This is a genomic window from Shewanella sp. 6_MG-2023 (assembly GCF_030547195.1).
In the GTDB taxonomy this organism is placed as follows: domain Bacteria; phylum Pseudomonadota; class Gammaproteobacteria; order Enterobacterales; family Shewanellaceae; genus Shewanella.
The window spans coordinates 19,675-32,607 of the sequence record NZ_JAUOQU010000042.1 but is presented as its reverse complement, the minus strand read 5'-3'; the positions used below and the strand labels follow the sequence as shown (position 1 = coordinate 32,607).

General features: G+C 41.3%; 9 protein-coding genes. 4 read left to right on the top strand and 5 right to left on the bottom strand.

The features are described from left to right. Window positions 1–218 precede the first annotated feature (218 nt). Both Q4533_RS18300 and Q4533_RS18295 read right to left on the bottom strand, forming a co-directional pair. A complete protein-coding gene (locus tag Q4533_RS18300; RefSeq protein ID WP_157936135.1) occupies window positions 219–386 on the bottom strand; it encodes a hypothetical protein in 168 nt (55 codons plus the stop codon). A 771-nt stretch (window positions 387–1,157) separates the two neighbouring features. After that, window positions 1,158–2,204 carry a polysaccharide deacetylase family protein gene (locus Q4533_RS18295; protein ID WP_102439437.1) on the bottom strand — a complete coding sequence of 349 codons (1,047 nt, stop codon included), beginning with the start codon at window positions 2,202–2,204 and terminating at the stop codon, window positions 1,158–1,160. Window positions 2,205–2,213: 9 nt separating this feature from the next. On the opposite strand from Q4533_RS18295, the gene Q4533_RS18290 reads away from it, so the two are divergent. From Q4533_RS18290 to Q4533_RS18280, 3 genes are all read left to right on the top strand, one after another. Further along, window positions 2,214–3,551, top strand: a complete 1,338-nt coding sequence (locus Q4533_RS18290) for an MATE family efflux transporter (RefSeq protein ID WP_303503718.1) — start codon at window positions 2,214–2,216, stop codon at window positions 3,549–3,551. A gap of 86 nt (window positions 3,552–3,637) precedes the next feature. Next, window positions 3,638–5,563, top strand: a complete 1,926-nt coding sequence (locus Q4533_RS18285; RefSeq protein ID WP_303503716.1) for a S9 family peptidase — start codon at window positions 3,638–3,640, stop codon at window positions 5,561–5,563. Window positions 5,564–5,648: 85 nt separating this feature from the next. Further along, window positions 5,649–7,601, top strand: coding sequence for a S9 family peptidase (locus tag Q4533_RS18280; protein WP_303503713.1), 1,953 nt, complete (start codon window positions 5,649–5,651; stop codon window positions 7,599–7,601). Window positions 7,602–7,727: 126 nt separating this feature from the next. On the opposite strand, the gene Q4533_RS18275 is transcribed toward Q4533_RS18280, so the two are convergent. Next, entirely contained in the window at window positions 7,728–9,866 is a 2,139-nt protein-coding gene (locus Q4533_RS18275; RefSeq protein WP_303503711.1) for a TonB-dependent siderophore receptor, read from the bottom strand. Window positions 9,867–10,431: 565 nt separating this feature from the next. Here Q4533_RS18275 and Q4533_RS18270 point away from each other — a divergent pair. After that, entirely contained in the window at window positions 10,432–11,511 is a 1,080-nt protein-coding gene (locus Q4533_RS18270; protein ID WP_102439432.1) for a PepSY domain-containing protein, read from the top strand. A gap of 99 nt (window positions 11,512–11,610) precedes the next feature. Here the strand turns inward: Q4533_RS18270 and Q4533_RS18265 are convergent, their stop codons facing one another. Together Q4533_RS18265 and nfuA are read right to left on the bottom strand one after the other, a co-directional pair. Then, window positions 11,611–12,198, bottom strand: coding sequence for a type II secretion system protein (locus Q4533_RS18265; RefSeq protein ID WP_303503709.1), 588 nt, complete (start codon window positions 12,196–12,198; stop codon window positions 11,611–11,613). A 156-nt stretch (window positions 12,199–12,354) separates the two neighbouring features. Beyond that, a complete protein-coding gene (gene nfuA, locus Q4533_RS18260) occupies window positions 12,355–12,933 on the bottom strand; it encodes a Fe-S biogenesis protein NfuA (RefSeq protein ID WP_076538256.1) in 579 nt (192 codons plus the stop codon).

Here is a 12,933-nt window from a genome sequence, read left to right as displayed (position 1 = left end):
ATAACAAAGCCTCAATATGAAAATATTGAGGCTTTTTGTTTTGACGAGGACTGATGTAGTAACTCATTTGTGGACAAGAACGTTTTAGCGAATATTCTAAATTAGAATCTCATGGATAATCTCACGTATTGCAAGCCTCTAATCAAGTGGCCAGTTTAAGTAATCCACTACAATCCATTTTCTAAATAATTATGAATAAAACCCATTGACCAGCATGACTAATCCGCAGGACTTGCTACCGAGGACTTTTGTAAGGTCCAGGTACCATCTTTATTATCAATCCACTCAATGACATCACCATCTTGCCATTTTAGGTCTGCAAGATATTCATCAGGTAATCTGAAAAAAGCCTCTCCATCTTCGGTTCTTTCGATTTCGACTTTCATTGTATTCCCTCTCTGGTAATTCCTTAGTCCTTTAGATACCTTGGCTCATTAATAAAATTTGGTCAACTGACACATTGTAAGTGGGTCGCTGATAGATCATGTAAAACGAAAAGGGGCATAAACGAGTTACCAGCACCAACTTTATACTTCATTTTTATTGGCTAAATTACGGAAGATCATAACTTCAACTTAATCCATTGCCTGCCGCAGGTGATGTATAGGATATACAAATGTCGCGATCACATGGATGTGAAAGAGCGACCTTATGTGCAGATACAACTGCGAGACGCTGCAAGTACGTCCATGTAAGCTCTGCCAAAACATCCCTGTTTTGGAAGCTCGCTGCTGCATCTACACTGGGATTTTCATTTCTTCGATTTGACTGTATTCGTGATAAATTTAAGAGCTAAAAGGCTCAAAAGATCAAGAGTCTAATCTGCTAAAAGGCTCAATTTGAATTGAGGGCGTTGAAGAAAATAGCGTGATGCTCACATGGATGTGAGCATAGCTTTCGCGGTGCAGGGATGCACCATCGGAAGCGTTAGCATTTTCACTCTTTGCAATAAAGAGGTGACCGAAGCGGTTTACAAACGACGTTGAAAGCTGGATCAATCCCCATCGAAAATCATGCGCTTTTCAGCATTTTTCGTCGGGGGCGGCAGGGTGATCCAAGAGGGTATTGCTGTTGATACCCTTTTGGTCGGGTGTGGGTGGAAAACCCACGATGTTAATCCAAACGGAGTTTGGAAAAATAGCACCCAAAGAAAGAAGTTATTCTGTCGGCCAACTGCCATCATTATTCGGTCTTAACCAGGCTTGCGAAAACCAATAATAACCTGACTTAGTTTTACTCGGTGCAGTGCAGTTATAACGGCTTCGACCTGCAGGTAAGTTTGCTGAAGCTTGAATATTAAACTCAGTTTCAGAAACCCAAGTCGGCTTTTTAGCGCCTTGGCCTTGGACAAAACACATCACCTGATGCGGGTAAATATCAGTGGTGTCCAGCTCAACGGTTAGCTCAGGTCGCCACTGACCTTGGCTTAACTGTGGGTCAGTGATATTTTGCTTCACCACCGGCATATTGAGGCTAGTAAACTTGACTTTTAAACTGTCTAAATCAGCATAAGGGCCCGCCACAGGAAAACGTGGCAGCGCAGTCAGTATTGAGTATTTTCCCGCGGCGCCAGATTGTTGCCCTAAACCAATAAAGGCGTGCTTTTTCAGAATATCTTCAACATCGCTATTGTACTCACCATATGGGTAAGCCAGCATTTTTACACTCTGACCGGTATGCTTGTTAATTTCCGCTTCCGTTGCTAGCAAGTTTGCTTCGATTCTATCAAGCCATTGCTGCTTAGATTCGCCATCAAGCTTACGATTTAGATGCTCATGGGCCCAGCTATGGTTGGCGATTGTAGCGCCCTTTTCAGTGAGCGTTTTAATATCATCCCAACTCATCATGCCGCGATAACCTTTTTCAATCGGCTCTACTGACACAAATACTGTATAAGGAAAATCATATTTGGCTAATATGGGCGCCGCAGCCATACCGATACTGTCATAGCCATCATCAAAGGTAATAACGATGCTTTTATCCGCTAATGGCGTGTTATTCTTTAGCGCATTTACCGCTTGGGTTAATGGAATGATGGTAAACTCGTTTTCAGCAAGGTATTGCATTTGCTCTTCAAATTGAGCTGGCGTCACACTGGTACTTGCAGGTGTAGTTTCTGACACATGATGATATTGCAAGATCACCACGGCATTGGCATTAAGTGATATTAACCACAATAACCCCAATAGAGTTCGTTTTAACATATTATTCCTATGTCCATAAAAGCATTACTTTTTAACAGCCAAAAAAACCGGCAGCTTTTTGCTTTAGCCTTGCCGATGATTTTATCGAATATCACCATACCGTTATTAGGTTTAGTCGATACCGCAGTCATCGGCCATTTAAGTGAGGCCTATTATTTAGGCGGGGTGGCGCTTGGCAGCACAATTATTACTTTAATTGTCTGGTTGCTGGGCTTTTTGCGCATGTCCACCACGGGGCTGGTCGCCCAAGCTTACGGCGCTAATGATACCGTAACTCAGCAAAAATTGCTGGTGCAAGGCGCTTGCCTTGCATTGCTGTTTGGTGGCGCAGCAGTGTTATTGCAGCAACCGCTGCTCGATTTTGCCATGTCTTTAAGCCAAGCCAGTGCGCAGGTGCAGCAATTTTGCCGCGAGTACGTAGAAATTCGTATTTGGTCGGTGCCATTTGCACTCTTAAATTTGGTGTTACTTGGCTGGTTACTGGGCAGGCAAGCGCCCAAGGCGGCAATGTGGCAGTTAATCATCGCCAATATCGTCAATATCGTTTTAGATATAGTGTTTGTGATTGGCCTAAATTGGAATGTAAAAGGCGCCGCGCTTGCCTCTGTTATCGCTGATATGTGTGCCTTTACCGTTGCAGCTGTCATTGTAAAACGCGCTTTATATCAACAGGCTGATTTTAGTTTGCGTCAGTTAATGGTTCATATCAGCTTAAAAGGCTATTCACGCTTATTAAAATTAAATCGCGATATCTTTATTCGCAGTTTATGTTTGCAAGCCAGCTTTACCTTTATGACTTTTTACGGTGCGGGCTTAGGTGATGACATCATTGCTGCCAATGCCGTGCTGCTTAATTTACTGATGCTGATATCTTACGCCTTAGATGGCATAGCTTATTATGCCGAAGCCGAAGTGGGCCGCGCGGTGGGGCAAAAAAACCTCAATTTATTACATGACTCAGTGACCCTTGCTGCGAGTTGGTCAGCGCTATTTGCCTTAGGCTTTAGCCTGTTATTTTATTTTGTTGGCAGCAATATCATTGGCTTACTCACCAATATTGAGCTGGTGCAACAACAAGCCGAGCATTACTTGATCTGGTTGGTATTCATGCCATTGCTGGCATTTGGGTCCTACTTATTTGATGGGGTTTATATTGGCGCAGCTCAAGGTAAAATGATGCGTAATAGCATGATTTTATCGACCTTTGGGGTGTTTTTTCCCTGTTGGTATTTACTTCAAGAATACGGCAATAATGCCCTGTGGGCCGCCATGAGCGCCTTTATGTTATGCCGTAGCCTGTCGTTAGCACTGCATTACCGCTACAGTGACTGCTTTAAACAGCTATAAGCGCTCTTTATTATTGAATTAACAGTAGATTTATCAGCCCCGCGACTGATAACATCTAGTTAACAACAATAATAGGGATGATTTTAATGAAACGGATTTTTAGCTTACTAGTGACGCTTTGGCTATGCTCAGCTTCAGTTAGCGCCGAACAATTACCGCTGGAAGCATTTGCCAGCATTCCAGATGTTAGCCATGTGACCATGTCACCTAATGGCAAAAAAATAGCTTCTTTAGTCCGCTTAAATACCAATGAAATGAAAGGCTCTATTATTAATATCCTTGATATTGATACCCGTGAGTCTTTTTATCCACTGCAAACAGATAATGAAAAATTTGTGATTTTATCACTGCAATGGGCCAGTGATGATGTCTTATTAATCAAAGCTAAATTCCCTGCTGTACGCTACGGTACGCCAACCACAGAAACGAGGTTGATGAAGTATTCTATCAGTAAAAATAAAACCTCTAGTGCTATCAGCAGTCGCTCGCTTAAAAAATTCAAATGGATGCCGCAAATCCAATCTAACATCATCGACTATTTGCCAAATGATAAAGAAAAACTGTTACTGGGCATTAGTGGTTTAGGTAACAAGCCCAATTTTGAGTCGGTTATTAACATCAACTTGAACAATGGAGCTTTCAAGTTTGTGCAACCAGCAGAACCAAATATCCAAGACTGGATAACCGATAGACAGCATAAAGTCAGAATTGGCATTTATCACAAAGATAGTCAGTTCAGAATTTACGAACAAGCTGACACAGGTGAAGATAGACGTGTTTTATGGGAGTTTGAGGCCTTTGCTAAGGAACAAGTTTGGCCGATGGGCTTTGCGCAAGACCCCAATATTCTTTATGTAAAAGCATATCATGATGACTTATTGGCTATTTTTAAGGTTAACTTAACCGACCCAAAACTAACTAAAGAATTGGTGTTTAGCAGAGAGTCCTATGACGTTGAAGGCTCATTAATTTACTCAAGTCTCAAACAAAGAGTCATCGGCATTAATGACAGTGACGAATCTGAATATACATTTTGGGATGACGAATACGTTCGCTTAGCTAATGGACTAAATAAAGCGTTACCAGACTATCGTAATTACATCACCCAATTTAGTGACGATGAACGCCGCTATATTGTCTACTCAACCAATGCCAAAGAAGCGGGTATTTATTTCTTTGGTGATCGTGATGCGGGTGAGTTACTCCCTATCGCATACCGCTATAAAGAGTTAAACCCTGAATTATTAGCTGATACTAAAACCCTGACTTATAAAGCCAGAGACGGCTTAGAAATCGAAGCTTTTCTAACGACGCCCCAAAACAAAGAAGCTAAAAACCTACCTACTATTATTTTCCCCCATGGCGGCCCTATTAGTTATGACTCAAATAGCTTTGATTATTGGACCCAGTTTCTAGCCAGCAGAGGCTATGCAGTACTGAGAATGAACTTTCGAGGTTCATCTGGTTACGGCTTTGACTTTATGCAAGCAGGGTTAAAAAGCTGGGGCTTGGATATGCAAAACGATGTTGAAGATGGTACCCGCTGGCTGATGGAGCAAGGTATTTCAGACCCTAAAAAAATATGCATTGTCGGCGCCAGTTATGGCGGTTATGCCGCACTCATGGGTGTGGCTACCACCAAAGATTTATACCAATGTGCAGTCAGTGTGGCGGGTGTCACCGATGTGGAGTATTTAGTCAAGTCTTCAAGACGTTACACTAATTTTGAAATCGTTAAAAAACAAATTGGTGATGACTATGATGCCCTATATGAGCGCTCGCCATTAAGCAAAGCAAAAGATATTAACGTGCCTGTATTGCTGATTCACGGCGATAAAGATCGTGTAGTGCGCGTGCAGCACAGTGAAGACATGTTTGACAAGTTAGACGATCTAAAAAAGCCTGTGGAATATATCGAACTTGAAAACGGCGATCATTACTTAAGTAATAATGAGCATCGGATTAAAACCTTTATCGCTATAGAAAAGTTTTTACATCAAAATTTACATTAAGCTTTAAATTCAGAACAGTACCCAGTAAATCAACACTGCGGTACTGATTTTTTTATCAAAAAACGTTTAAGAGAAACAATCAATAATGAAATGGATTTCCATACTAATCACCACTTTGGTGCTAAGTCAGCAAGCTTTGGCTGCCGATAATACTCCCCCAAAAACTGCCCCTAAACTCCCCGTTGAAGCCTTTGCCAGTATTCCCGATGTCAGCACTGTAAAGCTGTCACCAAATGGTAAACACATAGCATCGTTAATTTTGGACGATAGCGCCGAAGAGCCACATAAGATTGTGGCGCTGTTTAATACCGAAACGGGTCAGTTTCATATACCGCTTAAAAATGACCATGAACGCTATACCATTATTGGTTTAACCTGGGCCAGTGACGAGATTTTATTAATATCAACACTTATTCCTTCAAAGCGTTTTGGTAAAGATGCCAACGAAAGTTTGCTGATAAAGTACAATATAAAAACCGGTGAGGCGGGCAGCGTATTAACTAAAAAAGTCATCAAAAGTTTCGAATTTATACCACAATTTCAACATCATATTGTCGATATACTCCCTAAAGATCCTCAACATATATTACTGTCAGTCGCTGGGTTTCGCTCTCGAGCATTAGAGGATAGCGTGCTAAAAGTAAACTTGTATTCCGGCAAGGTTACTATTGAGCAAAATTATCGTGAACATGTTTTCAAGTGGATGACAGATCAGCAAAATAAGGTTCGTATTGCCACTTATCGAGACCCTGATACCACCGAATATAGAACCTACGAGCAAAGTGAAGCCAATGGTGAATTACGTTTACTTTGGAAACACGAAGCATATTCAGAAGACAGCGTTATTCCTCTAGGATTTGACGTAAACCCCAATATTCTCTTCGTCAAAGCTTACCAAGATGGTTACTTTGCCATTTTTAAAGTTGATCTTAGGGATCCTACACTTCATAAAGAACTCGTATTTAGCGAAGACAATAGTGACGTTAATGCACAATTGCTGCACTCTAATATCACTCGAGAGGCCATTGGTATTGCCGCAGGTATCGATAATGAATATCACTTTTGGGATCAAGATTATCAAAAACTGATCAAGCGCTTAAAAAGCGCATTACCCGATACCCAAAACTACCTGACTCAGTTTAGTAAAAATGAACGCCGTTATATTGTTTTTGCTACAAGTCCTACTCAACCAGGGTTGTATCTTTATGGCGATCGCGATGCAAACAGGCTAGAAGTGATTGCGACCAAGTATTCGCAACTCACGCCAGATGTATTAGTCCAACCTCAAGCAATGAGTTATACCGCCAGAGATGGTTTAGAGATACCTAGCTACCTTACATTGCCCAAAGGACGTGAAGCGAAGAACTTACCTACCATTATTTTTCCCCATGGTGGACCTAATTCTTATGTTGGCGAAGAATTCGATTATTGGGCTCAGTTCTTTGCTAACCGAGGTTATGCTGTACTGCAAATGAACTTTAGGGGCTCGGCGGGCTACGGGCTTAAGTTCACCACTGCTGGACATAAAAATTGGGGGAAAGAGATGCAAACAGATGTTGAAGATGGCACTCGCTATTTAATCGACCAAGGTGTTGCTGACCCAAATAACATATGCATAGTTGGCGCTAGTTACGGTGGATATGCCGCCATGATGGCAGCAGCAAAGACCCCTGAATTATACCAATGTGTGATCAGTTTTGCAGGAGTCTCTGATGTAGAAGACCTCGTCAAGCTATCCCGTTTTTATACTAGTCATGAGATGACTAAAAAGGTGTTAGGAGATGATTATGACGACCTGTATGAACGCTCTCCGATTTATCATGCTGATAAAATTAATGTGCCCATTTTATTAATCCATGGTGATAATGACAAAGTGGTACAGGTGAGCCAAAGCCGAGATATGTATCGAAAATTATCCTCGTTAGATAAACAAGTCGAATATGTTGAAATCGATAATGCCAATCACTATTTATCAAACAATCAGCACCGCTTAATGACCTTCAGAGCCATTGATAATTTTTTATCTAAAAACCTATAATTGAAGCAATGAAAAAGGCCCGCACATATTGGTATATGTGCGGGCCATTCTTTTAACAATCTATAGGTAACTGCTGAGCTAAAGCTGTTAACTAAAGCATTTAACTAAAGCATTTAACTAAAGCGATTAAAACTTAGCTTCAAATGCAAGGCTGAAATGTCTGCCATCACCTACGGTGACGTCGGTGTTGGTGCCGCCATCTAGGTATTCAGTATCAAATAAGTTTTTGATATTAAAGCGTACATTCATATCAGTATTGTGCACTGCAAATGAGTAAGCTGCGCCAAAATCAAATCTAACATAGTCATCTTTAACTATGGTGTTTTGAGTATTGGCAAAACGCTCACCGACATAGATAGCACCAAAGTTAAGTGCGACATCATCGGTAACTTCGTAACGAGTCCAGATATTTGCTGACCATTCAGGTGCATCTACCGGGGTTTTACCGTCTAGCTGTTCAGTATCTTGGCTGCTAGTGACATATTTTGCATCTAGATACATCATTGAGCTGGTGACGAATACATTGTCACTGACTTGACCTTGAGCGCCCATTTCAAAACCACGGTGATGCTGCTTACCGCTTTGGGTGGTGATGTATTCATGCTCGCCAATAGGTTGGTCTAATTGCTCGCGCACTGTAACGTTGGTCACTGTGGTGTCAAAAACTGCACCGGTTAATAGTAAGCCGCCATCATACAGTTCCCATTTGGTACCGATTTCATATTGCTCACCGTACTCTGGGTCTAAGTTCATACCATTATTGACATCGTCTTCATTGTTAACGATTGACTGAGGATTGAAACTTTTGGCGTAGTTTACATAGATGCTGCCGTTATCTGAAGGCGAGTAAATAACCCCAAGCTTAGGTGACACGGCATAGCTATTTTCACCATCGCCGTCTTTTTTCTGCTCGTCATAACGCAGGCCTGCCAGTACTTGCCACTGATCATTAATGGTCATTAAGTCTTGTACATAAAAACCATAATGCTTATAGCTTGACTCTGACTTAGTGGTGTCTCTGTTGTAATCCAGATCAGGTCTAGGTACATAACCACCCGGCTGAACCATCTGCGCGTCATCGCGGTCAATAAGTTGACCATAGTAATAATCGAGAATGTTAGCACCAACTAACAATTGATGTTCCATGCCAAAGCCATTTACGATACCAGTGAAATCCATATAAGCGGTTTTAAGCTGCCAATCATCGTGGCGGTCAAACGCCTTAATTTGGTAACCATCGGTAGTTGGATCCATACCTGCCACCATAGATGGAGACGAATCTAAGCGCTGACGGGTAAATGATTGATGGTTATAACCTGTGGTCATTTTCCAATCATCTGATACATACCAGGTTAAATCAGCACCCAGGTTTTGCACCTCGTTGTCAGTAAAGGCCCACGACATATCCCAGATATCTTCGCGATCGCCAACTAAGTCACCGTTACCATCTAACCAGCCACCTCGGTCGATACCGGTTTTGTCATCGGTGTAATCATAGGTCAGTGATAGCATCACATCATCATGCAGGTCGAATTCAAGGTTTAAGTAACCTAAGACACGGTCACGGTCTTGAGTGTCATCGCCCTCACCGTCCTGGTATTCACGCCAGTATTTTGTATCTTGCTTGACTAATACGGTGCGGTAACGGATAGATTCAGCATCATTTAACGCGCCGCCTGCATCAAGTTGAAAGCGAGTTGAGCCGTTCTCATCGGTATCGAACCCAAAGTCAAACATGGTTTCAGAGGTGGCCTTTTTGGTCACCATATTAATCAAGCCACCTGGGCCTGATTGGCCATAAAGCATGCTTGATGGGCCTTTTAAGACTTCGACTTGCTGCAAGGTTTCAATCGGCTGCACATAGTGCGAAAACTGCTGCTGACCATTAATTAAAAAGCCACTGCCAGAATCTAATTCAAAGCCACGAATATTAAATACTTGGCGGTTCCACTTTTCACTGCCGCCGGTCACACTTGAGTCGTTAACTAATACTTCAGATAAATTAGTTGCTAACTGCTCATCAGTGACAAAATCTGGAATAACGTTCACTGATTGCGGCGTATCCATCAAGGCAATATCACCCCGCATGGCGCCTGATGACGAGCCTACTTTGTAATTATTAAAATTCATGCCTGTTACTTGAATTCGCTCAATGTTCAACTCGAAATCTAAGCCGTTATCAGTGTCATTAGTTGCTTCTTCAGCCGCTAATGAAGCTGAGGCTAAACTGGCAACAACAGCAAATGCAATAGGTGAGATTTTCATACAAAGTAGCCCTTTAAATGGCAGTAGTCGTTAATGAGATGGATTATCATTTGCATTACGACGAAAGTGAAGCCATTTATTTAACAGAAGTAAATAACTGTGAACAAGGACACTGTTGTAAGTAAATTGTAGAAAGTTTACCTGAATAAATGTTGCATAAATGGATTAACTAATGTTCATCCAAGCTAGATGAGTTTAATCGCCAAAACTAATACAGATATTAATTATTTAAACAAAGTTACACAAAATCAGAAATTAACAAATATTAAACATGTGTATTTGTTAGCTTAAATTTCATTATTTTTCGAAAACCTCACTTAATAGCAGCTAAAAAAATTCATTACCAAGAATTTTTATTCAAATAAACTTTTAGCTTTATACGCCCTCTACAGCTTTAAATGTGACCTCGACAACACAATGACACTTATATGCCACTCTTTACATTTCTTTAATTGCAGTTGCAAATGAGATTAATTATCATTACCCATGTAGCGTGTCAGTCATAATTGTTAGCTGCTAACTTTTGTCATTGTCATCCATAAATATTTAACCTGAGAACGTAAATATGAAAGTTGTACCCGCTTTAAAGTGGTTCCATAATTGGGTCGGTTTTGTCATTAGTATTTGTATGCTGATAGTGCTGACAACGGGAGTGTATCTCGGCGGCATGGACATGCTAAAAAGAATGGATGATAAAGGCCAAACCTATGTGCCGTTAACCATTGAGCAAAAAGCACAAGCCACTGAGTATATTTTTGAGCATTACCCAAAAATGAGCAGTGTACGTTTTCCTACCGAACATACCCCTTACCTTGAAGCTGCTACCCGTGGGCAATCTATCGCTTTTGATAGCGAGTTCAATGAAATCTCCCATTACAAGGTGACAGAAATTCCGCTTTGGACCACGATGTTTTGGTTGCACAGAAACTTCTTACTGGGTGATATTGGTAAATACGTTAATGCATGGGCATCGTTCATTGGTGGCGTCATTACCCTAGTGGGTATTTACCTTTGGTGGCGAGTACGTAAAGGTTTTAGACTCAAGCACTCTATTCCAAAAGACACCAAATCAAGCAGCCTAGTTAAAAGCCACATTCAATTAGGTTTATTCATATCAGTGCCACTGTTTTTACTCTGTATTACCGGCTTTTTGATTACTTATAAAGGCTTATGGATGGATGCGCTCAAGCACAAGCCAACCGCAGAAATTAATTATCCAGTAAGTAAAGCTAACGATTGGCAAAGCCAGCTACAAACCGCGCAAGATTTATGGCCTGAATCGTTATTAGTATCGGTTAATAAACCAAGGCAGAAAAAACCCGATCCTGATGCACCAAAGGCGGCTAAACCTCAAGCGATGAATTACAGTATCAACTTTGATAGTCATGCTGATGTCTGGCTTAGAAATGCTGACAGTATCACCATGGATCATCAGCACGGCAAAATCGTATCAAGCCTGAAGCACAGCGATAGAAACTTGTCAGGTCAAGTGGCCAGCTTTGTTAGACCACTGCATGACGCATTGAATATGCCACTTAAATACGTTGTATTTATTACATTAGTCGCAGTGGTTGGTACCTTGATTCTATTATTCAGCACAGTCACTTTTTATCGACGTATATTCAAGTCAAAAAAGAAAAAGTAGCCACCTAAATTCATTTGATATTATTAAATTACAGCTATAAAAATAGCGGCTTAAAGCCGCTATTTTTATTATGTCGCATTTGATAAATAACTATCCGATTTATTCATCGATATAGGCTTGAACAGTCCCTTCTACCGAGTCATAGACAATTTTTATCTCTGCACTATTTCGACCTGCAGTATCACCAAGCGTTCGCAGTACATAAGTACATTGGGTCTCACCTGTACCGCCCGCAGCTGTATGTCGATATGATTCAAAATCCACATCATCGGAAGTATTTCTAATGGCAACCGATGGTGGGCTTTCTATCAAAGCGTTCCAAAGATCGACACACCCTTGCTGACCTTGACCAATATTGACAGGGTTGGCCATAGGGTTGTTTTTACCTGTGCCTAACGGATAGCCAAAAGCATTCATGTCGAGATCGTTATTGGCAAAGTCAGGTAGATCATTCATTGGATCGCTGCCACCAATAATTTGCCAACGTGTATGGGAAAAAGTAACCGACTGCTCAAAGGATGCCGCTACCGCCTTTACTCGGCTTATTTCAGCATCACGTTTTACATCTATAAATTTACTCGCCGCTATTACTGCTAAAATAGCCAATACAATAATAACCACTACCAGCTCAATTAAGGTAAAGCCTTGCATTTTTAACGGTTTAAATTGAGTTGTTTTTTCTGCCATGAAGTTATCCTGCTCCGTTTTCATACTTAAGTTATAGCACAAGGCTCCCACTCAGTGTAAGTTACGGCCAATAAAAAACGCGACCATATTGGCCGCGTTTAGTGTAAAATTTGAATTAGCTATTGCTGTATTTTACAACAATAAAACCTTGCAAATTTACTGGTAAGAGTGAGAACCATGTTGATGGTCAGTCACATCTTTCACACCAGAGAGCTCACCAGGGAACATCTCCAGTAACTGTTTCTCAATGCCATCTTTTAAAGTGATATCAACTTGAGAACAACCATTACAACCACCACCAAACTGCAGTACTGCAACTGCATCTTCCGTGATTTCAACTAGCATGATGTTACCACCATGGCTTGCTAACTGCGGGTTAATCTCTGATTGAATCACATATTCAATACGCTCTTTTAATGGCGCATCTGAAGACACTTTACGCATTTTAGCGTTTGGCGCTTTTAAGGTTAGCTGCGAACCTAATTGGTCAGTAACAAAATCAATGCTCGCTTCTTCTAAAAATGGTGCGCTTTTTTCGTCAACCATGGCACTGAAGCCGTTGAAAGGTAATTCAGTGTCATCCGCTTCTACAGCGTCAGGTGGACAATAAGACACGCCGCACTCAGCTTGGGCAGTACCCGGGCTGATTACAAACACACGGATATGCGTGCCTTCAGGTTGATCGGCCAGTAATTTAACAAAATGCGCCTGAGCCGTATCAGAAATGTTGATCAT